This window comes from Mangrovibacter plantisponsor, from assembly GCF_003182475.1.
Lineage (GTDB): Bacteria > Pseudomonadota > Gammaproteobacteria > Enterobacterales > Enterobacteriaceae > Mangrovibacter > Mangrovibacter plantisponsor.
In genome coordinates, this window is the sequence record NZ_QGTS01000005.1 from 256,723 (window position 1) to 278,773 (window position 22,051).

Sequence of the window (22,051 nt, forward strand, 5' to 3'; positions counted from 1 at the left end):
TTTGGCACGACGAACAAATATTCATGAGTTTACGCCATTTTCACTTTTTTTCCGCCTGAGTTGGCGCTTGTGAAAGTATGGCAACCGGCAGTTCTCCACTACGGCCTCATGGCCCGGACAGGATAACTGATCGCACCAGGAAATGACAAAATATTTTGAACCTTGTCATTAGAAGTTGGTATTTTGCACAAAAATTTGAATTTTTATATGTGAAGTTGAGGTGAAACCATGTCCACACCCGAAAAACGTTCCGTCAGTGGCCTCAGTTTATTTCGTAAGGGGCAGCATTATGCGAAAACGTGGCCCATGGAAAAGCGCCTCGCTCCGGTGTTCGTAGAGAACCGCATTATTCGCGCCACCCGGTTTGCCATCCGCTTTATGCCACCCATCGCGGTATTCACTCTCACCTGGCAAATTGCACTCGGCGGTCAGTTGGGGCCTGCCGTGGCGACAGCACTGTTTGCCGTCAGCTTGCCGATGCAGGGCCTGTGGTGGCTGGGGAAACGTTCCGTTACGCCATTACCGCCCTCTATCCTTAACTGGTTTTATGAAGTGCGCAGCAAGCTGGAAGAAGCAGGCCAGGCGCTGGCGCCTGTAGAAGGCAAACCGGATTACCAGGCACTGGCTGACACACTGAAGCGCGCCTTCAGGCAACTGGACAAAACATTTCTTGATGATTTGTAATCCCGGCTAATTACGCATATAAAAGAAGGCAGGTATTTTTTGTGGTTTAACAGAGTTATTTCAGTGCGTTAGCCTGATACAGGAGTTGTGAAATGGAAATGACCAATGCCCAACGGCTTATTCTCTCTAACCAATACAAAATGATGACCCTGCTGGACCCGGATAACGCAGAACGTTACCGCCGCCTGCAAACCATTGTTGAGCGTGGTTTTGGCCTGCAGATGCGTGAACTTGACCGGGAGTTTGGTCAGCTAACGGAAGAAACCTGTCGCACCATTATCGACATCATGGAAATGTACCATGCGTTGCAGGTTTCCTGGGGCAATCTGAAAGATGGCGAAAACATTGATGAACGCCGGGTAACGTTCCTTGGGTTTGATGCCGCAACAGAGGCCCGTTTCCTGAGCTATGTTCGCTTTATGGTGAACACGGAAGGGCGTTATACCCATTTTGATGCTGGTACACACGGGTTTAACGCGCAAACCCCAATGTGGGAAAAATACCTGCGTATGCTCAAAACCTGGCAAAGTTGCCCGCGCCAGTACCACCTGAGCAGCAATGAAATCAACCAAATTATTAATGCCTGACAGGAGATACCGTAGTGCAGTGTAAAGGATTTTTGTTCGATTTGGACGGTACTCTGGTTGACTCGTTGCCTGCGGTCGAAAGAGCCTGGTGTAGTTGGGGCGACCGGTTTGCCATCCCGCATAAGGACATTCTTGATTTCATTCACGGGAAACAGGCCATTACTTCACTGCGGCATTTCATGGCTGGTGCTTCTGAAGAGGATATCCAGCGAGAATTTTATGCGCTGGAAGCGTTGGAAGCGTCCGACACCACAGGGATTACTGCATTACCCGGGGCGATCGCGTTGCTGAACTATTTAGATGCCAACGAAATTCCCTGGGCCATTGTTACATCGGGCTCTGTCCCTGTAGCCAGTGCACGCCACAGCGCTACAGGCCTGCCCACACCAAAAGTGTTCGTGACTGCAGAACAAGTGAGTAAGGGGAAGCCTGAACCAGACCCTTATTTACTGGGGGCAAAATTACTTGGCCTGCCTGCGTCAGAATGCCTGGTTGTTGAAGATGCTGCTGCAGGTGTGTTGTCTGGCCTGGCAGCAGGTTGCCATGTGGCGGCAGTCAACGTTCCGGGTGATGCTCCCGGGCTTGACCGCGTTGATTTCTGCCTGTCCAGCCTTGAACAACTGGTTGTTGAGGTTACCGTTCGTGGTGAAGTGGTGTTAAAACAGCGCGAATCCTGATTTAGCCCGCTATTTATTACACTTTTCTTTTGTACACTAAAACGCCTGAGATTATTTCAGGCGTTTTTTTTCACTGACGCATTGCCAGCGGACTGGCAATATCCGTTTCACTTCAGCAAACAAGGACAAGTTGTGAACAGCGAACTGATTTGGGTAGTGTGCTTACTGGGCTTTGCTGTTTTTTTCTTTGCCACCGGAAAAATTCGTATGGATGCGGTGGCGTTGTTGGTGATTGTTGCTTTTGTGTTGAGTGGTACGTTAACGCTGAATGAAGCGCTGTCTGGCTTCAGTGACCCGAACGTTATCCTGATTGCGGCTTTATTTATTATTGGCGACGGGCTGGTGCGCACCGGTGTGGCGACAGCGCTGGGTGCCTGGCTGGTGAAAATGGCAGGCAGTAGCGAAACCAAAATGCTGGTGTTACTGATGCTCACCGTGGCGGGGCTCGGAGCCTTCATGAGTTCAACGGGTGTGGTCGCGATTTTTATCCCCGTGGTTCTGAGTGTTTCTGGTCGTATGCAAATCCCCCCAGGCCGTTTAATGATGCCGCTGGCATTTGCCGGGCTTATCAGCGGCATGATGACGCTGGTTGCCACCCCGCCTAACCTGGTTATCAACAGTGAACTGTTGCGTGAAGGTTTGCAGGGCTTTCAATTCTTCAGCGTAACGCCTATTGGCCTGGCCGTTCTGGTGCTGGGTATCTTCTATATGTTACTGGTGCGTTTTGCGTTCCGTGGCGAAAGTGATCACGGCACGAAAGAGCGCTGGAAACGCCGTACTTTCCGCGACCTGATCAAAGACTACCGGCTGAGCGGGCGCGCTCGCCGCCTGGCTATTCGCCCGGGGTCGCCGCTTATGGGCCGCCGCCTGGATGACCTGAAACTGCGTGAGCACTATGGGGCGAACATTATTGGTGTTGAACGTTGGCGTAAATTCCGCCGGGTTATTGTGAACGTTAATGGGGTTACAGAGCTGCGCGATCGCGATGTACTCCTGATTGATATGTCCGCCTCTGATGTCGACCTGCGCCAGTTTTGCGCTGAACAAATGCTGGAGCCCATGATTTTGCGTGGTGAGTATTTTTCTGATCAGGCGCAGGATGTGGGCATGGCTGAAGTGTCTCTGTTACCGGAATCTGAACTGGCGGCAAAAAGCGTGCGTGAGATTGGCTTTCGTTCACGTTATGGGCTGAATGTTGTTGGCCTGCGCCGTGGTGGTGAAGCGATGGAAGGCAACATTCTTGATGAGCCGGTACAGTTGGGCGACATTTTGTTGGTGGTGGGGGACTGGAAGCTGATTCGCATTCTGGGCCAGAAAAAGCGTGATTTCCTGGTGCTGAATTTACCCGTTGAAGAGAGCGTAGCTTCACCTGCACATAGTCAGGCGCCCCATGCCATTTTCTGCCTGGCGTTAATGGTTGCCATGATGCTGACTGATGAAATTCCTAACACGATTGCGGCACTTATCGCCTGCCTGTTGATGGGGAAATTTCGGTGTATTGATGCGCAAAGCGCTTATAAAGCTATTCACTGGCCCAGCATTATTTTGATTGTCGGTATGATGCCATTCGCGCTGGCTTTACAGAAAACGGGCGGGGTGGATTTGATTGTGAAAGGCCTGATGGAAGTCGGAGGCGGATACGGGCCTTATATTATGTTGGTATGCCTGTTTGTTATGTGTGCGGCCATTGGGCTATTTATCTCCAACACGGCAACTGCGGTACTGATGGCACCTATCGCGCTGGCTGCGGCCAAATCAATGGGGGTTTCGCCTTATCCGTTTGCCATGATTGTGGCAATGGCCGCGTCAGCAGCATTTATGACGCCAGTTTCATCGCCAGTAAATACCCTGGTACTGGGGCCGGGGAATTACCAGTTCAGCGATTTCGTGAAAATAGGGGTTCCCTTCACGCTGCTGGTTATGGTGGTGTGTGTGGTGCTTGTACCGGTGTTATTCCCATTTTGAAACACGGCACATTGTTGCGCCCGGCACGGGTTTACCGGGCGCAACCACTCGATGCTCAGAGTGGGGTGTCCTGGCTGATTTCATCAAGGGATAAATGGAAGCTGGGGACAAACACCCGCATAAAGTATTCCATTTCTTCACTGTGGCGTTCGCTGAGCGTCTTCTCGAGCCTGCCTTTTGCCAGTAAAAATTCATTGTTCCCGGCAGAAAGCTCTTCCAGACACTTCAGATAAGCACAAAGCGCATCGGCCTGTTTGACAATGTGTTTTTCATCATCGCTGTAATACTGTTCATCCAGCAACGGGGTGAAAATATCCTGCAGTTCATCCGGGATCATCTGCAATAATTTTTGCTGGGCGATTTTTTCGATTGCCTTATATTCATGGGCAATTTGCGAATTGAAGTATTTCACCGGGGTTGGCAAGTCACCGGTCAGCACTTCGCTGGCATCGTGGTACATCGCCAGTAAGGCAACGCGCTCCTGATTAAGCGTCCCACCAAATTTACGGTTTTTGATAGCGGCCAGTGCATGGGCCACCATCGCCACCTGTAAACTGTGTTCTGACACATTTTCAGTGCGAACATTGCGCATCAGTGGCCAGCGGTTAATTAACTTGAGGCGGGAGAGGTGGGCAAAAAAATGGCTCTGGCTCATGATTCACAATGACCTTCTGTACAAAAGAAGGCCATTGTGTCGCTGCGCACCAGAAGATGCAATGCTTTTGGCTTGCGGGTACTACTGGTGGTAATGCCCAAGGAAACGGCCAAATTTATCAATAGCCTGTTCCAGTTCGTCAACCCGTGGCAGGGTTACAATGCGTACATGATCCGGCCAGGGCCAGTTAAAAGCAGTCCCCTGAACTAACAACACTTTTTCCTGTAACAGGAAGTCCAGCACCATTTTTTGGTCATCATGGATATTAAAGCGTTTCGCATCAATTTTCGGGAACATATACAACGCCCCGTTGGGTTTCACGCAACTCACGCCGGGAATATCGTTAATTAACTCCCATGCCCGGTTACGTTGTTCATACAAACGCCCGCCCGGCACAATAAATTCGCTGATGCTCTGGTACCCACCCAACGCTGTTTGAATAGCGTGTTGTGCCGGCACGTTGGCACACAGGCGCATTGAGGCCAGCATCTCCAGCCCTTCAATGTAACCTTTAGCATGTTTTTTCGGGCCATTCAGCACCATCCAGCCCTGGCGGAAGCCTGCAACCCGGTAGGTTTTTGATAACCCGTTAAAGGTTACAGTGAGCAGGTCCGGAGCCAGTGCGGCAATAGAGTGGTGTTGTGCATCGTCGTAGAGGATCTTGTCGTAAATCTCATCGGCGAAGATAACCAGATTATGCTGCCGGGCAATCTCAACAATCTCTTTGAGAACATCCAGTGAATAGACAGCACCTGTCGGGTTGTTTGGGTTAATTATCACAATACCACGGGTACGCGGTGTGATTTTGGCGCGGATGTCGTCAAGATCCGGGAACCAGTCGGAAGATTCATCACACAGGTAATGAACGGCCTTACCACTGGAAAGGGAAACGGCGGCAGTCCAGAGTGGGTAGTCAGGTGCGGGAACCAGCATTTCGTCACCGCTGTTCAGCAAGGCCTGCATGGACTGAACAATCAGCTCAGATACCCCATTACCAATATAGATATCTTCAACCGTGACATCCCGCATTCCACGCTGCTGGTAGTGCTGCATAATCGCTTTGCGCGCAGAATAAAGCCCTTTGGAATCAGAGTAACCCTGAGATGTGGGAAGATGACGAATTACATCCACCAAAATTTCATCAGGCGCTTCAAAACCAAATGGCGCAGGGTTGCCGATGTTGAGCTTGAGAACTTTGTTGCCTTCTTCTTCGAGGCGTTTCGCTTCTTTAAGAACAGGCCCACGGATGTCATAGCAGACGTTATCGAGTTTACTGGATTTTTCAATAATCGGGGACATGGTACACCTTACTTTGTTTTCGGCGCTTCCTGCCGTGGAAGGCCGCTGGCGACAATGTACTCTTCGGCGTTGCACTTTTGAAGGGCAGGTGCAGATATCTGTATGGATTTTGTTACCTAACACGTTGATAAATAATAATCTTGACTGGTTTTTTGTGGCGATGGATTGGGTTGATGTAGTTTGATTAATTGGTTAACGGTTGTTTTGTTGGTGTTTAATATTGCCGTTGTTTGGATAAGTAGATTTATTGTTTGCTTATAAAAATTAGCAGAACCATGAATGTTGAATTTTGTTTATCAATAAAGATGAATGGTAGAAAACAGATAAACAAAAAGTTAAAAAATTTTAATTAATAGTAGTGCCAGGCTGGATAAATGAGGCTCTCTGCATATCACAGTATCAAAAAAACCATCTCGCTGGAGGCAATTGGCCTGCTCACTATAATTAATTGATATCAATATGGGTTCAATCTTGTTTATCAGAAATACCTGGGTATGGTACGGTTATTACTGAAAAGTGGTGTTAATGGGGCGGAGCAGGTTATTACTGGCGATTATTATTATGAGATCCTTGATATCTAAATAGAATTGAGGCGTTGCCTTTTCTATTCTTTGATTAGTCACTCAAGTAATTATTGTTCTGTTTCGTCTGTACAGTTGTGCTTTTACCGGAAATGTCGCACAGCCTTTACAAACATTACCTTTATTTAATTATTTCCACTGGTACGATGACTGTAGTCTCGGTATCTTGTACCAACAGATTGCCCGGTATGGTGGCCTGGCAAACAGCCATTTTTACCAGGAACATTTTGCAGTCAAAGCGTAAAGGAAAGCGAAGCAAATAGCGCCTGTTGAAGGCGAAGCAAAGCCTTACGACCACCCGTAGTGTATAAGCTTCATAAATTCGTAATACACAAATAACTACGAAATGAAAACACGATGGGTTTTTATCTGGCAGGAAGCCAAGTTCAAATGGAATTGCTTTGTTGTTTCACTCACATAGCAAAAGATAAGGGCAGCTCATTTACGAGCCCCGGACAGTGAATCATTATGATAAATTCTACTCGCACGATACTAAACCTTGACCTCGATCTCCTCAGGACGTTTGTTGCCGTAGCGGATTTAAATACTTTTGCTGCGGCTGCAGTAGCTGTTTCGCGTACGCAATCCGCTGTCAGTCAACAGATGCAGCGCCTGGAACAATTGGTTGGCAAAGAATTATTTGTCCGCCACGGGCGTAATAAACTTCTGACTGAGCATGGTATCCAGTTACTGGGTTACGCCCGCAAAATATTACGTTTTAATGACGAAGCCTGTATGTCACTGTTATTCAGTAATATTCAGGGCAATTTGTCTCTGGGGGCGTCAGATGAGTCAGCGGATACGTTGCTTTCATTTTTACTGGGCAGAATAAGTCTTGTTTATCCTAAACTTACTCTGGATATCTGTGTAAAACGCAATCCTTATATTGTTGAAATGCTCAATAGCCAGGAACTCGATCTTATTCTGACTACCTCTGCTCCTGAGTGGGCCGAATCTTTTGTCTTGCGGCGTTCTCCCACCCTGTGGTATTGCTCGGCCGATTTTATTTTCCCGGTGGGGGAGCCTGTGCCCCTGGTGCTTCTCGACGAGCCCAGCCCTTACAGAGATATGATTTTTAAACACCTGGAACATGCGCAGGTTGATTACCGGGTTGCTTATGTTGCATCAACGCTTGCGGCAGTGCGGGCGGCGGTTAAAGCCGGGCTGGGAGTAACCGCAAGGCCCGTGGAAATGATGAGCCCGGAACTACGGGTGCTGGTCGATACCGATGGGCTGCCTTCACTGCCCGACACCGAATACAGTGTCTGTTTTAACGGCAAAAAAGAAAATGAGTTAGTGCAAACACTGTTTCACACACTCAAAGATTACCAGGACCCGTGGCACTACACACAACCCGTTGGTGGTGAAAAACAGTGGCAGGATAGCGAACTTCCCGGCTAACTCTTGCTTTGTAATAAAAAGCTTTTAAGGCAAATTCTGCTTTGAAAGCTTTTTTTTTGCCCATCATTTTTGCCTGTTCAGGCCCCCCCTGGGGAAAACCATTATAAAAACATGGGCGTTGTTTGTTTTTTATTCAATTGAGATAGTTTCGTGCAGGTAGCAAAATCTGGGTCTATGTTAAATATTGACAGGGTATTGTTGCTGATTTATTGGTTGAATTAACAAAAGCGTGTCTCAGATCAAGAAAATACTCGTTCTTGGGGGGAGGAATCCCTTAGATTTCCTGCCAGAATAAAGAGACATCGCAGGCCATATCATGAACGGACTCGATTCAACAGTATGAATATTCATCAGTTAGCAGGGAAAAATGGCGACCTGAGCATCAAATGTTAAGGCTTGTAGTCAAATGTAAACTAATGTGATGATACTTTTGTTAAAGTTGACAAAAGGTTATGAAAAGGAGTAAAAAACCACAGCATCAGGCTGGTCATAAGAAAATCATAGCAGCCGGTGTCAGGTTTTCTGTTCCTCCCCATGAATCGATGTGGTGAATCTCTGTGAACCTGTGCAGAGGTCAGTTTACCACTTTTGATGAGTAAGCAATGAGTATGTCGACATCCACTGAAATCATCGCTCATCACTGGGCATTCGCAATTTTTTTTATCGTCGCATTAGGCCTGTGCGCCTTTATGCTGGTTGGTGGCTGGTTACTGGGCGGCAGAGCCCGTGCCCGTTACAAAAACACACCGTTCGAATCGGGTATTGATTCCGTTGGGTCCGCCCGGTTGCGCCTCTCAGCGAAGTTCTATCTGGTCGCCATGTTCTTCGTCATCTTTGATGTTGAAGCACTCTATCTTTATGCCTGGTCAACCTCGATTCGCGAGAGCGGATGGGTAGGTTTTGTCGAGGCCGCCATTTTCATTTTAGTGCTGCTGGCAGGTCTGGTTTATCTGGTGCGTATTGGTGCACTGGACTGGACGCCTGCACGTTCCCGTCGCCAGATGGTTAACCCGGAAACTGACAGCCACACTAGTCAACGCTAACTGCGAGGCAATAAGATGGATTATACGCTCACCCGCATAGATCCTAACGGTGAGAACGACCGTTACCCCCTTCAAAAACAGGAGATTGTAACTGATCCCCTGGAGCAGCATGTTCATCGCAGTGTTTATCTGGGCAAACTGGAAAATGCATTGCACGACATGGTCAACTGGGGGCGTAAAAACTCAATTTGGCCGTATAACTTTGGCCTTTCCTGTTGTTATGTAGAAATGGTGACCTCTTTCACCGCTGTGCATGACGTAGCGCGTTTCGGGGCGGAAGTATTACGTGCTTCTCCTCGCCAGGCGGACCTGATGGTGGTGGCTGGTACCTGCTTCACTAAAATGGCACCGGTTATTCAACGCCTGTATGACCAAATGCTCGAACCTAAATGGGTTATCTCCATGGGGGCCTGCGCCAACTCTGGCGGCATGTACGATATTTACTCAGTAGTGCAGGGCGTGGATAAATTTTTACCCGTCGATGTTTACATTCCGGGTTGCCCGCCGCGTCCTGAAGCCTACATGCAGGCACTGATGCTGTTGCAGGAGTCCATTGGGAAAGAACGTCGCCCACTGTCCTGGGTGGTTGGTGACCAGGGTGTTTATCGCGCCAATATGCAATCTGAGCGTGAACGCAAACGCGGTGAGCGTATTGCGGTGAAAAACCTGCGTACACCGGACGAGATTTAAAAGAACAGCGAAATGTGGCATTTACTTGCATATCAATAATTAATAGCGCAACGCCACATTTCGGTCACCAAAAAACCATTTGCAATGGTGAACAATATGACCGATTTAACCACGCAAGAGGCGGTTTTACCCGTCTGGCAAACCAGGGATCACTTGGATGATCCGGTCATTGGCGAATTGCGTAACCGTTTTGGGCCAGATGCTTTTACTGTGCAGGCAACACGTACCGGCGTACCGGTAGTTTGGGTGAAGCGTGAACAGTTACTCGAAGTTGGCGATTTCCTGAAAAAACTGCCTCAGCCTTATGTCATGCTGTTTGACTTACATGGCATGGATGAGCGCCTCAGAACCCACCGTGAAGGCTTGCCCGCTGCTGATTTCTCCGTCTTCTATCACTTAATTTCCATTGACCGTAACCGCGACATTATGCTGAAGGTTGCGCTGGTGGAAAATGATATGACGGTACCCACATTCACCAGCCTGTTTCCGAATGCCAACTGGTATGAACGTGAAACCTGGGAAATGTTTGGGATAACCTTCAGCGGTCACCCCAATCTGCGCCGTATTCTGATGCCGCCTACCTGGTCTGGCCACCCGCTGCGTAAAGATTACCCGGCCCGTGCGACCGAGTTTGATCCGTTTGAACTGACCAAACAGAAAGAAGACCTGGAAATGGAAGCGCTGACCTTCAAACCCGAAGACTGGGGTATGAAGCGCGGCACGGAAAATGAAGATTTCATGTTCCTGAACCTCGGGCCGAACCACCCCTCTGCGCATGGTGCGTTCCGCATTATTTTGCAGCTCGATGGCGAAGAAATCGTTAACTGTGTTCCTGACATTGGTTACCACCACCGCGGTGCGGAAAAAATGGGTGAACGCCAGTCATGGCATAGCTACATTCCCTATACCGACCGTATTGAATACCTGGGCGGTTGTGTTAACGAAATGCCTTATGTGTTGGCAGTGGAAAAGCTTGCCGGTATAACCGTGCCTGATCGCGTTAACGTGATTCGCGTTATGCTGTCTGAGTTGTTCCGCATTAACAGCCACTTACTGTATATCTCCACGTTTATTCAGGACGTGGGCGCCATGACCCCGGTGTTCTTTGCCTTTACCGACCGCCAGAAAATTTACGACCTGGTTGAAGCAATTACCGGTTTCCGTATGCACCCGGCCTGGTTCCGTATTGGTGGTGTGGCGCACGACCTGCCGCGCGGCTGGGATCGTTTACTGCGTGAATTCCTCGACTGGATGCCAAAACGCCTGGCCAGCTATGAAAAAGCCGCGTTGCGTAACACCATTCTTAAAGGGCGTTCGCAGGGGGTTGCTGCCTACGGTGCGAAAGAAGCACTGGCCTGGGGAACCACGGGGGCCGGGTTACGTGCTACCGGGATTGATTTCGATGTGCGTAAAGCCCGCCCATATTCCGGATACGAAAACTTCGACTTTGAAGTCCCGGTTGGTGGTGGCGTGAGCGACTGCTATACCCGTGTGATGCTCAAAGTCGAAGAGTTGCGCCAGAGTCTGCGTATTCTGGAACAGTGCCTGAACAATATGCCGGAAGGGCCGTTTAAAGCGGATCACCCGCTGACAACGCCGCCACCGAAAGAGCGCACGTTGCAACATATCGAAACCCTGATCACCCACTTCCTGCAGGTATCCTGGGGCCCGGTTATGCCGGCCAATGAATCCTTCCAGATGATCGAAGCAACGAAGGGGATAAACAGTTACTACCTGACAAGTGATGGCAGCACTATGAGCTACCGTACCCGTGTACGTACGCCAAGTTTTGCTCACCTGCAACAGATCCCGTCGGTTATCCGCGGCAGTCTGGTTTCTGACCTGATTGTGTATCTGGGGAGTATCGATTTTGTTATGTCAGATGTGGACCGCTAATTATGCACGATAATCAACAACCCCAAACGGGTGCCTTTGCACTGAGTGCCGCAGAGCGTGAGGCGATTGAGCACGAAAAGCATCATTATGAAGACCCGCGTGCGGCGTCCATTGAAGCGCTGAAAATCGTCCAGAAACAGCGTGGCTGGGTGCCCGATGGCGCAATTAATGAAATCGCCGGCTTACTGGGTATTCCCGCCAGTGATGTTGAAGGTGTGGCGACATTCTACAGCCAAATCTTCCGCCAGCCTGTTGGCCGCCATGTTATTCGCTATTGCGATAGCGTGGTGTGCCATATCACGGGTTACCAGGGCATTCAGTCCGCCATTGAAAAACACCTGGAAATCAAACCGGGCCAAACCACGTTTGATGGCCGTTTTACACTGCTGCCGACCTGCTGTCTGGGTAACTGCGACAAAGGGCCGACCATGATGATTGATGAGGATACCCACAGCCATCTTACGCCTGAGGCTATCCCGGAACTTCTGGAGCAGTATAAATGAAGACGATTATTCGTACTGCCGAAACCCATCCGCTGACCTGGCGGATGCGTGATGATAAACAACCTGTCTGGCTGGATGAATACCGCAGCAAGAATGGGTATGAAGGTGCGCGTAAGGCTCTGACAGGAATGGCACCGGATGAAATCGTCAGCCTGGTAAAAGACTCCGGGCTGAAAGGCCGTGGTGGTGCGGGCTTTCTCACCGGGCTCAAATGGAGCCTGATGCCGAAAGACGAATCCATGAATATCCGTTACCTGCTGTGTAACGCCGATGAAATGGAACCCGGCACTTATAAAGACCGTATGCTGATGGAGCAACTCCCTCACTTGTTAGTGGAAGGGATGCTTATCGCGGCATTTGCGCTGAAAGCGTACCGTGGCTACATCTTCCTGCGTGGCGAATATATTGAGGCCGCTCAGCATTTACGCCGTGCCATTGCGGAAGCCACCGAAGCCGGGTTACTGGGGAAAAATATCCTCGGTTCTGGTTTTGATTTTGAGCTGTTCGTGCATACCGGTGCCGGGCGCTATATTTGCGGTGAAGAAACGGCGTTAATTAACTCACTGGAAGGCCGTCGCGCCAATCCGCGTTCCAAACCGCCATTCCCGGCCAGTGCTGGCGTCTGGGGTAAGCCGACTTGTGTTAACAACGTCGAAACCCTGTGTAATGTTCCGGCAATTCTGGCCGATGGGCTTGAATGGTATCAGGGCATTTCGGCGGGCAAGAGCAAAGATAATGGCACCAAACTGATGGGGTTCTCCGGTCGGGTAAAAAACCCCGGTGTTTGGGAACTGCCGTTTGGTACCACTGCCCGTGAAATTCTTGAAGATTATGCCGGTGGCATGCGTGATGGCCTGAAGTTTAAAGCCTGGCAGCCTGGTGGCGCAGGTACTGACTTCCTGACTGATGCTCATCTTGATTTGCCAATGGAATTTGAAAGCATTGGTAAGGCGGGAAGCCGCCTGGGTACAGCGTTGGCGATGGCAGTTGACCACGAAATCAACATGGTTTCCCTGGTGCGCAACCTGGAAGAGTTTTTTGCGCGGGAATCCTGTGGGTGGTGTACGCCATGCCGCGATGGTTTGCCGTGGAGTGTAAAAATCTTGCGTGCCATTGAAAAAGGTGAAGGGCAGCCGGGCGATATCGAAACGCTTGAGCAGTTGTGCCGTTCACTGGGCCCGGGCAAAACCTTCTGTGCCCATGCGCCAGGGGCCGTTGAGCCTTTGCAAAGCGCGATTAAATACTTCCGCGAAGAATTTGAAGCAGGTATTCAGCAGGACTTTAACAATACCCGATTGATAAACGGGATACAGCCAAACCTGTTGAAAGCGCGCTGGTAAGCCGCAACCCGCAAGCGGGTGAGCGCCGCAAACCGAATTTTGATTAACGCCTGACAGTGTCAGGCCTGATGGAAGCATGCTGACTATGGCAACGATTCATGTAGACGGCAAAGAGTATGAGGTAGATGGTGCAGACAACCTGTTGCAGGCGTGTCTCTCTCTCGGCCTTGATATTCCGTACTTTTGCTGGCACCCGGCACTGGGGAGTGTGGGTGCCTGCCGCCAGTGTGCGGTAAAGCAATACCAAAATGCCGAAGATACCCGTGGTCGCCTGGTGATGTCCTGTATGACACCAGCGTCAGACGGTACCTTTATTTCAATTGCAGACGATGAAGCGAAGCAATTCCGTGAAAGCGTGGTGGAATGGTTAATGACCAACCACCCGCACGATTGTCCTGTTTGTGAAGAGGGTGGTAACTGCCATCTTCAGGATATGACAGTGATGACCGGCCACAGCTTCCGCCGTTATCGTTTTACTAAACGTACACACAGAAACCAGGAGCTGGGGCCGTTTATTTCCCATGAAATGAACCGCTGCATCGCTTGTTATCGTTGTGTCCGTTACTACAAAGATTATGCCGATGGCACCGACCTGGGTGTTTATGGCGCACATGACAACGTCTATTTTGGCCGCCCGGAAGACGGCACGCTGGAAAGTGAATTTTCCGGCAACCTGGTAGAAGTGTGCCCAACCGGCGTATTTACCGACAAAACTCACTCAGAGCGTTATAACCGTAAATGGGATATGCAGTTTGCGCCGAGCATTTGCCAGCAGTGCAGCCTGGGGTGCAACACCAGCCCGGGTGAGCGTTATGGTGAATTGCGCCGTATCGAAAACCGCTATAACGGTTCGGTAAACCATTACTTCCTGTGTGACCGTGGGCGTTTTGGCTACGGTTATGTCAACCGCGAAGACCGCCCGCATCAGCCACTGCAACGCCGCGGCGACGATATTATCGCGGTCAATGCTGAGCAGGCCTTGCAGGGCGCGGCAGATATTCTGCGCCAGTCTAAACGCGTGATTGGTATTGGTTCACCACGCGCCAGTGTGGAAAGCAACTTCGCGCTGCGTGAACTGGTGGGTGAAGGCAACTTCTATACCGGTATTGCCGCTGGTGAACAATCCCGTCTGCAGCGTATGTTGAGTATTCTGCGCGAAGGCGGTGTTCGTACGCCGTCACTGCGTGAAATTGAAAGCTATGACGCGGTGCTGATTTTGGGTGAAGACCTCACTCAAACCGGTGCCCGTGCTGCACTGGCTGTGCGCCAGGCAGTAAAAGGCAAAGCGCGCGAAATGGCAGCGGCACAAAAAGTGGCCGACTGGCAAATCGCCGCCATTCTCAATATTGGGCAGCACGCCAAGCACCCGCTGTTTGTTACTAACGTCGACAGCACTCGCCTTGATGATATTGCCGCGTGGACCTACCGTGCTCCGGTTGAAGATCAGGCGCGCCTTGGCTTTGCCATTGCCAGTGCGCTGGACAGCTCAGCACCGGCGGTTGAACTCACCAACAATGACCTGAAAAACAAAGTTGATGTTATTGTTCAGGCGCTGGCTGGTGCGAAAAAACCACTGATTATTTCCGGTACTAACGCCGGGAGTGAAGCATTACTGGAAGCAGCAGGTAATGTGGCGACGGCGCTGAAAAATCGCGGTGCCGATGTTGGTATTACTCTGGTGGCACGTTCAGTGAACAGCGTTGGCCTGGGTATGCTGGGTGGTGGTTCACTTGATACCGCGCTCAGCGAGCTGGAAAACGGCAATGCTGATGCAGTGATTGTCCTGGAAAATGACCTGCACCGCCACGCCAGTGCATCCCGGGTGGATGCAGCGCTCAGTAAAGCACCGCTGGTGATGGTGATTGACCATCAGCGTACCCAAATTATGGACCACGCGCATTTGGTCTTGTCTGCGGCAAGTTTCGCAGAAAGCGATGGCACCGTGGTGAATAACGAAGGCCGCGCACAGCGTTTCTTCCAGGTGTTCGACCCGGCTTATTACCACAGTGACTGGGTGATGCTGGAAAGCTGGCGCTGGCTGCATTCGTTACACAGCATGGTAGAAAACCGTGCTGTGGACTGGACTCAGCTTGATCACGTCATTGACGCCTGCATCGCGAAGTTCCCGCAACTGGCTGGTATCAAAGAAGCCGCGCCGGAAGCCAGCTTCCGTATCCGTGGGCAAAAACTGGCGCGTGAACCTCATCGTTACAGTGGGCGCACGGCGATGCGCGCCAATATCAGTGTCCATGAACCTCGCCAGCCACAAGACCAGGACACCATGTTCGCTTTCTCAATGGAAGGGAACAACCAGCCTGGTGCACAGCGCCAGCAAGTTCCATTTGCCTGGGCTCCGGGCTGGAACTCACCACAAGCCTGGAACAAATTCCAGGACGAAGTGGGCGGCCACTTACGCTTTGGCGACCCGGGTGTGCGCCTGATTGAACCATCAGACAATCAGGCTGCCTGGTTCACCACAGTGCCACAACCGTTTGCTGCGGTTGCTGGCCAGTGGCGTGTTGCACCTTATTACCACCTGTTTGGCAGCGATGAGTTATCGCAGCGCTCGCCGGTTTTCCAGAAACGTATGCCGGTTGCCGTGTTACGCCTGAACCCAACGGATGCCGCAAACCTTGGTATTAACGAAGGTGCGGTTGCGAGCTTCACTGTCGACGGGCAAACCCTGCGTCTGCCGGTTCAGTTGAGTGACGGGCTGGCTGCCGGGCAGGTTGGCCTGCCGATGGGGATGCCGGGCGTTGCGCCAGTTTTGGCTGGGGCACAACTGAGTAATCTGCAGGAGGCACAAGCATGAGCTGGCTGACACCTGAAGTTCTCTCCGTCATTTTCAGTGTGCTGAAAGCGGTGGTTATTATTTTGGTTGTGGTGGTGTGCGGTGCCTTCATGAGTTTTGGTGAACGCCGTTTGCTGGGTCTGTTCCAGAACCGTTACGGGCCAAACCGTGTGGGTTGGGGCGGGTCGCTGCAGTTAGCAGCCGACATGATCAAAATGTTCTTTAAAGAGGACTGGATCCCGCGCTTCTCCGACCGGGTTATTTTTACCCTGGCACCGATGATTGCGTTCACTTCATTGTTGCTGGCGTTCGCGATTGTGCCGGTAAGCCCCACCTGGGTGGTGGCAGACCTGAATATCGGGATTCTGTTTTTCCTGATGATGGCAGGGCTTGCGGTTTACGCAGTGTTGTTTGCTGGCTGGTCCAGCAACAACAAATACTCACTGCTGGGCGCAATGCGTGCTTCTGCACAAACGCTGAGTTATGAAGTGTTTCTCGGTTTGTCCCTGATGGGTGTGGTGGCACAGGCGGGGTCATTCAATATGACCGACATTGTGAACAACCAGGCGCATTTGTGGAACATCGTGCCGCAGTTCTTTGGTTTTATCACCTTTGCTATTGCGGGTGTGGCGGTATGCCACCGCCACCCGTTTGACCAACCGGAAGCTGAGCAGGAACTGGCAGATGGTTACCATATTGAATATTCCGGGATGAAGTTCGGTTTGTTCTTTGTGGGGGAATACATCGGCATCGTGACGGTCTCTGCGTTGATTGTCACCCTGTTCTTTGGCGGCTGGAATGGTCCCTGGTTACCGCCATTCATCTGGTTCGCGCTGAAAACCGCGTTCTTCATGATGATGTTTATTCTGATTCGTGCCGCACTGCCGCGCCCACGTTATGACCAGGTGATGTCCTTTGGCTGGAAAGTGTGTCTGCCACTGACTCTGATTAATTTGTTGGTAACCGCTGCGGTTATTCTCTGGCAGGCATCTTAAGGGGTGAAAAAACCATGACATTGAAAGAATTAGTGGTTGGTTTCGGCACCCAACTGCGCAGTATCTGGATGATAGGGTTACACGCTTTTGCCAGGCGTGAAACCCGGATGTATCCGGAAGAGCCGGTTTATCTGCCACCGCGTTACCGTGGGCGTATTGTGCTCACCCGCGACCCGGATGGTGAAGAGCGGTGCGTTGCCTGTAACTTATGTGCGGTAGCCTGCCCGGTAGGTTGTATCTCTCTGCAAAAAGCAGAGATGAAAGATGGCCGCTGGTACCCGGAGTTTTTCCGGATCAACTTTTCACGCTGCATCTTTTGCGGTCTGTGTGAAGAGGCCTGCCCTACAACCGCGATTCAGTTGACGCCGGATTTTGAACTGGGTGAATTCAAGCGTCAGGACCTGGTGTACGAAAAAGAAGATTTGTTGATTTCCGGGCCTGGTAAATACCCGGAATATAACTTCTATCGTATGGCTGGCATGGCAATTGACGGAAAAGATAAAGGCCAGGCGGAAAACGAAGCCAAACCTATCGACGTCAAGAGCCTGTTACCTTAAGGAGTCGGGAATGGAATTTTCATTTTATCTTTGTGCCCTTGTGGCCATCCTGACCACCCTGAGGGTGATCACGCATACCAATCCGGTGCACGCGTTGCTGTATCTGATTGTGTCGTTGTTGTCTATCGCTGGTGTGTTTTTCTCCATGGGCGCTTACTTTGCCGGTGCGCTGGAAATCATCGTTTACGCGGGCGCCATTATGGTGTTGTTCGTGTTCGTGGTGATGATGCTTAACCTTGGCAACTCGGTTGTGGAGCAAGAACGCGCCTGGCTCAAGCCGCAATTGTGGATTGGCCCTGGCATCCTGAGTGCGGTGCTGTTGTTTGTCATTGTGAAAGGCATTATGGGGCTGAATGACCAGGGGATTGACGGCGCAGCCATCAATGCCAAAGAGGTCGGTATTGCTTTATTTGGCCCGTACGTTCTGGCTGTTGAGCTGGCATCCATGCTGCTGCTGGCCGGGCTGGTCGTTGCCTTCCATATTGGCCGCGAAGAGCGCCAGGGCGAAGTCATCAGTAACCGCTCTGGTGATATGGCAACAAGAAAATCGGAGGAACGCGCATGATACCGCTACAACATGGGCTCATTCTTGCGGCCATTCTCTTTGTCCTTGGCCTGACCGGGCTGATGATTCGTCGCAATCTGCTGTTTATGCTGATTAGCCTTGAAGTAATGATCAACGCTGCCGCACTGGCATTTGTCGTGGCGGGCAGTTATTGGGGGCAGCCGGAAGGGCAGGTAATGTACATCCTGGCGATTACCCTTGCTGCGGCGGAAGCCAGTATTGGTCTGGCGCTGCTGTTGCAGCTCCATCGTCGTCGCCAGAATCTGAATATCGATTCAGTAAGTGAGATGCGCGGATGAATCTGCTCTGGTTAACTTTTTTCCTGCCACTGCTTGGTTATGTATTGCTGGCCTTTTCGCGTGGGCGCTGGTCAGAAAACCTGTCTGCAACGGTGGGGGTTGGCTCTGTAGGGCTGGCCGCTTTAGTCACCGCATGGGCGGGGATGGATTTCTTCAACCACGGTAAGCAGGCGTTTACTTTGCCTTTGTGGACCTGGATGTCGGTGGGTAACTTTACCGTCGCCTTCAACCTGGTGCTGGATGGCCTGTCACTGACGATGCTGTCTGTCGTGACCGGGGTTGGCTTCCTAATCCATATGTTCGCATCCTGGTATATGCGCGGCGAAGAAGGCTATTCGCGCTTCTTTGCCTATACCAACCTGTTTATTGCCAGCATGGTGATTCTGGTGCTGGCCGATAACCTGATGCTGATGTATTTGGGTTGGGAAGGTGTGGGGCTGTGTTCTTACCTGCTGATTGGCTTCTACTATACCGACCCGAAAAATGGGGCTGCAGCCATGAAAGCCTTTATCGTTACCCGTGTGGGCGACGTATTCCTGGCTTTCGCGCTGTTCATTCTCTATAACGAACTCGGTACGCTGAATTTCCGCGAAATGGTGGAACTGGCGCCGCAACACTTTGCTGCGGGCAACACTATGTTGCAGTGGGCAACGTTGATGCTGCTGGGTGGTGCTGTGGGTAAATCAGCTCAGTTACCGTTGCAGACATGGCTGGCTGATGCCATGGCTGGCCCAACCCCCGTTTCCGCACTGATCCACGCGGCAACCATGGTAACTGCCGGGGTCTATTTGATTGCCCGTACCCATGGCCTGTTCCTTATGACACCAGAGGTGCTTCATCTGGTGGGTATTGTTGGTGCAGTTACGCTGGTGCTGGCGGGTTTTGCCGCACTGGTGCAGACAGATATCAAACGTGTGCTGGCTTATTCAACCATGAGCCAGATTGGTTACATGTTCCTGGCCCTTGGGGTACAGGCATGGGATGCGGCGATTTTCCACCTGATGACCCACGCGTTCTTCAAAGCGTTGCTGTTCCTGTCTTCAGGCTCCGTTATCCTGGCATGCCACCACGAGCAGAACATCTTTAAAATGGGCGGCTTGCGTAAGTCGATTCCACTGGTTTATGTCTGCTTCCTGGTGGGTGGCGCGGCGTTGTCTGCGTTGCCGGTGATTACCGCAGGTTTCTACAGTAAAGATGAGATTCTGTGGGGCGCGCTTGCCAGTGGCCACCAGAACCTGATGCTGGCCGGGCTGGTTGGGGCATTCCTCACCTCAATTTACACCTTCCGTATGATCTTCATTGTGTTCCATGGCGAAGAGAAAATTCATGCTCATGCCGGAAAAGGTATCACCCACCACCTGCCGTTGCTGGTGCTGCTGGTGCTGTCTACTTTCGTGGGGGCATTAATTACGCCACCGCTGGCTGGCGTGTTGCCGGAAAGCGATTTGGGGCATGCAGGAAAAACAACACTGGAAATGACCTCCGGGGCCGTTGCGATTATCGGCATCCTGATTGCTGCCTGGTTGTGGCTGGGTAAACGTACTCTGGTCAGTGCGGTTGCCAAAAGCGCACCGGGGCGTTTCTTCAGCACATGGTGGTTCCATGCCTGGGGCTTTGACTGGTTATATGACGCCATTTTCGTCAAACCATTTAAAGCGATTGGCTGGTTGCTGCAACGTGACCCACTGAATGCACTGATGAACATTCCGGCGATATTGTCGCGTTTTGCAGGCAGAGGTTTGCTGCTAAGCGAAAGCGGTCATTTACGTTGGTATGTTGCGTCCATGAGCATTGGTGCTGTTGTGGTGCTGGCACTGCTGATGGTGTTGCATTAATGGATATCAGGGGAGCGGCGAAACCTGTTTCCCTGAAAATTATGTTGTGCTGTTTTTCCTGTTCTTATGGTGTGGCTGGCGTGACGGCGTGCAATGCATGGCGTGTGGCAACAGTCTCACCATCAGATAGATCAATAAGGAAATAAATTGCCATGTTATTACCCTGGCTAATACTCATTCCCTTTATCGGCGGCTTCCTGTGCTGGCAGACCGAGCGTTTTGGCGTTCGTACACCGCGCTGGATAGCGCTGATTACCATGGGGCTGACACTCGCGCTGTCGTTACAACTCTGGCTGCAGGGCGGTTATTCACTCACGCAGGCAACAGGCTTGCCGCAGTGGCAATCTGAATTCACCCGAGAGTGGATCCCACGCTTTGGCATTTCCATTCACCTTGCGCTGGATGGGCTGTCACTGCTGATGGTGGTACTGACCTCACTGCTGGGTGTTCTGGCAGTACTGTGTTCCTGGAATGAAATTGAAAAATATCAGGGCTTCTTCCACCTCAACCTGATGTGGATCCTGGGCGGCGTTATCGGCGTCTTCCTGGCGATTGATATGTTCCTGTTCTTCTTCTTCTGGGAAATGATGCTGGTGCCGATGTACTTCCTGATAGCTCTCTGGGGCCACAAAGCCTCCGACGGGAAGACGCGTATCAGTGCAGCAACCAAATTCTTTATTTATACCCAGGCAAGCGGCCTGGTGATGCTGATAGCTATTCTGGCGCTGGTGCTGGTGCACTACAATGCGACTGGTGTCTGGACATTCAACTACACCGAACTGTTGCACACGCCAATGTCGCACACCGTGGAATGGCTGTTGATGCTCGGCTTCTTCATTGCCTTTGCGGTTAAAATGCCAGTGGTGCCACTGCATGGCTGGCTGCCGGATGCGCACTCTCAGGCACCGACTGCGGGTTCTGTTGACCTCGCGGGGATCCTGCTGAAAACCGCAGCTTACGGTTTATTGCGTTTCTCGCTGCCATTGTTCCCTAACGCATCGGCTGAGTTCGCACCCATCGCCATGTGGCTTGGGGTGATTGGTATTTTCTACGGTGCGTGGATGGCATTCACCCAGACAGATATCAAACGCCTTATCGCTTACACCTCGGTTTCCCATATGGGCTTCGTGATGATTGCTATCTATTCTGGCAGTCAACTGGCTTATCAGGGGGCGGTGATCCAGATGATTGCCCACGGTTTGTCTGCTGCCGGGTTGTTTATTCTGTGTGGCCAGATTTACGAAAGAATGCACACTCGCGACATGCGTTTGATGGGCGGGCTGTGGAGTAACATCCGCTGGTTGCCAGCGTTGTCTATGTTCTTTGCTGTCGCCACTCTGGGGTTACCGGGTACTGGCAACTTCGTTGGCGAATTTATGATTCTGTTCGGTAGCTACCATGTGGTGCCGGTCATTACGGTAATTTCCACCTTTGGCCTGGTGTTCGCATCGGTTTACTCGCTGGCGATGCTGCATCGTGCCTATTTTGGGCAGGCGAAAAGTGAAGCGGCACGTAAGCCGATGCGCGGTCTGTCGATGCGGGAATTATTTATTATTTTGTTGCTGGTGGTACTCCTGCTGCTGCTTGGGTTCTTCCCGCAACCGGTTCTGGATACCTCACACGCTGCGGTGAGTAATATCCAGCAGTGGTTTACCAGTTCTATTTCAACTACAAGGCCGTAATTCGCC

Annotated in this window: 19 protein-coding genes; 17 read left to right on the top strand and 2 right to left on the bottom strand. The window is 51.2% G+C overall.

All coding sequences use genetic code 11. The features are described from left to right. The first annotated feature begins 228 nt into the window (after positions 1-228). The 4 genes from yfbV to DES37_RS09970 all read left to right on the top strand — a co-directional run bounded on the left by yfbV (position 229) and on the right by DES37_RS09970 (position 3,913). A complete protein-coding gene (gene yfbV / locus DES37_RS09955) occupies positions 229-684 on the top strand; it encodes a terminus macrodomain insulation protein YfbV (protein ID WP_036116007.1) in 456 nt (151 codons plus the stop codon). Positions 685-776: 92 nt separating this feature from the next. Next, positions 777-1,271 carry a YfbU family protein gene (locus tag DES37_RS09960; RefSeq protein ID WP_036116005.1) on the top strand — a complete coding sequence of 165 codons (495 nt, stop codon included), beginning with the start codon at positions 777-779 and terminating at the stop codon, positions 1,269-1,271. A gap of 14 nt (positions 1,272-1,285) precedes the next feature. After that, positions 1,286-1,948 carry a sugar phosphatase gene (locus DES37_RS09965; protein WP_110025693.1) on the top strand — a complete coding sequence of 221 codons (663 nt, stop codon included), beginning with the start codon at positions 1,286-1,288 and terminating at the stop codon, positions 1,946-1,948. A gap of 132 nt (positions 1,949-2,080) precedes the next feature. Continuing rightward, complete coding sequence (locus DES37_RS09970) at positions 2,081-3,913, top strand: SLC13 family permease (protein WP_110025694.1); 1,833 nt, start codon at positions 2,081-2,083, stop codon at positions 3,911-3,913. Positions 3,914-3,968: 55 nt separating this feature from the next. Here DES37_RS09970 and yfbR read toward each other — a convergent pair whose 3' ends face one another. Both yfbR and DES37_RS09980 read right to left on the bottom strand, forming a co-directional pair. Next, on the bottom strand, positions 3,969-4,568 hold the full coding sequence (yfbR, locus tag DES37_RS09975; RefSeq protein WP_036115998.1) for a 5'-deoxynucleotidase: 600 nt from the start codon (positions 4,566-4,568) through the stop codon (positions 3,969-3,971). Between the two features lie 81 nt (positions 4,569-4,649). Further along, entirely contained in the window at positions 4,650-5,867 is a 1,218-nt protein-coding gene (locus tag DES37_RS09980; RefSeq protein WP_036115996.1) for a pyridoxal phosphate-dependent aminotransferase, read from the bottom strand. A gap of 1,049 nt (positions 5,868-6,916) precedes the next feature. Between DES37_RS09980 and DES37_RS09985 the strand changes: the two genes are divergently transcribed. The 13 genes from DES37_RS09985 (at position 6,917) to nuoM (ending at position 22,045) form a co-directional block, all read left to right on the top strand. Next, a complete protein-coding gene (locus tag DES37_RS09985; protein ID WP_110025695.1) occupies positions 6,917-7,849 on the top strand; it encodes a LysR family transcriptional regulator in 933 nt (310 codons plus the stop codon). A 602-nt stretch (positions 7,850-8,451) separates the two neighbouring features. Further along, positions 8,452-8,892, top strand: a complete 441-nt coding sequence (gene nuoA / locus DES37_RS09990; RefSeq protein WP_110025696.1) for an NADH-quinone oxidoreductase subunit NuoA — start codon at positions 8,452-8,454, stop codon at positions 8,890-8,892. A 15-nt stretch (positions 8,893-8,907) separates the two neighbouring features. Further along, on the top strand, positions 8,908-9,582 hold the full coding sequence (nuoB, locus tag DES37_RS09995) for an NADH-quinone oxidoreductase subunit NuoB (protein ID WP_036115987.1): 675 nt from the start codon (positions 8,908-8,910) through the stop codon (positions 9,580-9,582). An 84-nt stretch (positions 9,583-9,666) separates the two neighbouring features. Beyond that, a complete protein-coding gene (gene nuoC / locus DES37_RS10000) occupies positions 9,667-11,478 on the top strand; it encodes an NADH-quinone oxidoreductase subunit C/D (protein WP_146211506.1) in 1,812 nt (603 codons plus the stop codon). Between the two features lie 2 nt (positions 11,479-11,480). Continuing rightward, a complete protein-coding gene (nuoE, locus tag DES37_RS10005; protein ID WP_036115983.1) occupies positions 11,481-11,981 on the top strand; it encodes an NADH-quinone oxidoreductase subunit NuoE in 501 nt (166 codons plus the stop codon). Continuing rightward, positions 11,978-13,321 carry an NADH-quinone oxidoreductase subunit NuoF gene (gene nuoF / locus DES37_RS10010; RefSeq protein WP_036115978.1) on the top strand — a complete coding sequence of 448 codons (1,344 nt, stop codon included), beginning with the start codon at positions 11,978-11,980 and terminating at the stop codon, positions 13,319-13,321. Before nuoE ends, nuoF begins: the two co-directional genes overlap by 4 nt. A gap of 85 nt (positions 13,322-13,406) precedes the next feature. Then, the gene (gene nuoG, locus DES37_RS10015; RefSeq protein WP_110025760.1) at positions 13,407-16,133 is read left to right on the top strand and encodes an NADH-quinone oxidoreductase subunit NuoG; all 2,727 of its coding nucleotides are present in this window, start codon (positions 13,407-13,409) and stop codon (positions 16,131-16,133) included. Next, positions 16,130-17,107, top strand: coding sequence for an NADH-quinone oxidoreductase subunit NuoH (nuoH, locus tag DES37_RS10020; RefSeq protein ID WP_036115976.1), 978 nt, complete (start codon positions 16,130-16,132; stop codon positions 17,105-17,107). Before nuoG ends, nuoH begins: the two co-directional genes overlap by 4 nt. 14 nt (positions 17,108-17,121) lie before the next feature. Further along, positions 17,122-17,664, top strand: coding sequence for an NADH-quinone oxidoreductase subunit NuoI (nuoI, locus tag DES37_RS10025; RefSeq protein ID WP_110025697.1), 543 nt, complete (start codon positions 17,122-17,124; stop codon positions 17,662-17,664). Positions 17,665-17,674: 10 nt separating this feature from the next. Then, on the top strand, positions 17,675-18,229 hold the full coding sequence (gene nuoJ, locus DES37_RS10030; RefSeq protein ID WP_036115972.1) for an NADH-quinone oxidoreductase subunit J: 555 nt from the start codon (positions 17,675-17,677) through the stop codon (positions 18,227-18,229). Beyond that, a complete protein-coding gene (nuoK, locus tag DES37_RS10035) occupies positions 18,226-18,528 on the top strand; it encodes an NADH-quinone oxidoreductase subunit NuoK (protein WP_036115971.1) in 303 nt (100 codons plus the stop codon). The genes nuoJ and nuoK overlap by 4 nt, the downstream gene beginning before the upstream one ends. Then, positions 18,525-20,363: an NADH-quinone oxidoreductase subunit L gene (gene nuoL, locus DES37_RS10040; protein WP_036115968.1), complete on the top strand. Its 1,839-nt coding sequence runs from the start codon at positions 18,525-18,527 to the stop codon at positions 20,361-20,363. Before nuoK ends, nuoL begins: the two co-directional genes overlap by 4 nt. A gap of 152 nt (positions 20,364-20,515) precedes the next feature. After that, complete coding sequence (nuoM, locus tag DES37_RS10045) at positions 20,516-22,045, top strand: NADH-quinone oxidoreductase subunit M (RefSeq protein ID WP_110025698.1); 1,530 nt, start codon at positions 20,516-20,518, stop codon at positions 22,043-22,045. Positions 22,046-22,051 lie beyond the last annotated feature (6 nt).

Coding starts and splice junctions, on each gene's coding strand:
- yfbV (WP_036116007.1), top strand. CDS start 229: ATGTCCACACCCGAAAAACGTTCCGTCAGTGGCCTCAGTTTATTTCGT.
- DES37_RS09960 (WP_036116005.1), top strand. CDS start 777: ATGGAAATGACCAATGCCCAACGGCTTATTCTCTCTAACCAATACAAA.
- yfbR (WP_036115998.1), bottom strand. CDS start 4,568: ATGAGCCAGAGCCATTTTTTTGCCCACCTCTCCCGCCTCAAGTTAATT.
- DES37_RS09980 (WP_036115996.1), bottom strand. CDS start 5,867: ATGTCCCCGATTATTGAAAAATCCAGTAAACTCGATAACGTCTGCTAT.
- DES37_RS09985 (WP_110025695.1), top strand. CDS start 6,917: ATGATAAATTCTACTCGCACGATACTAAACCTTGACCTCGATCTCCTC.
- nuoA (WP_110025696.1), top strand. CDS start 8,452: ATGAGTATGTCGACATCCACTGAAATCATCGCTCATCACTGGGCATTC.
- nuoB (WP_036115987.1), top strand. CDS start 8,908: ATGGATTATACGCTCACCCGCATAGATCCTAACGGTGAGAACGACCGT.
- nuoC (WP_146211506.1), top strand. CDS start 9,667: ATGGTGAACAATATGACCGATTTAACCACGCAAGAGGCGGTTTTACCC.
- nuoE (WP_036115983.1), top strand. CDS start 11,481: ATGCACGATAATCAACAACCCCAAACGGGTGCCTTTGCACTGAGTGCC.
- nuoF (WP_036115978.1), top strand. CDS start 11,978: ATGAAGACGATTATTCGTACTGCCGAAACCCATCCGCTGACCTGGCGG.
- nuoG (WP_110025760.1), top strand. CDS start 13,407: ATGGCAACGATTCATGTAGACGGCAAAGAGTATGAGGTAGATGGTGCA.
- nuoH (WP_036115976.1), top strand. CDS start 16,130: ATGAGCTGGCTGACACCTGAAGTTCTCTCCGTCATTTTCAGTGTGCTG.
- nuoI (WP_110025697.1), top strand. CDS start 17,122: ATGACATTGAAAGAATTAGTGGTTGGTTTCGGCACCCAACTGCGCAGT.
- nuoJ (WP_036115972.1), top strand. CDS start 17,675: ATGGAATTTTCATTTTATCTTTGTGCCCTTGTGGCCATCCTGACCACC.
- nuoK (WP_036115971.1), top strand. CDS start 18,226: ATGATACCGCTACAACATGGGCTCATTCTTGCGGCCATTCTCTTTGTC.
- nuoL (WP_036115968.1), top strand. CDS start 18,525: ATGAATCTGCTCTGGTTAACTTTTTTCCTGCCACTGCTTGGTTATGTA.
- nuoM (WP_110025698.1), top strand. CDS start 20,516: ATGTTATTACCCTGGCTAATACTCATTCCCTTTATCGGCGGCTTCCTG.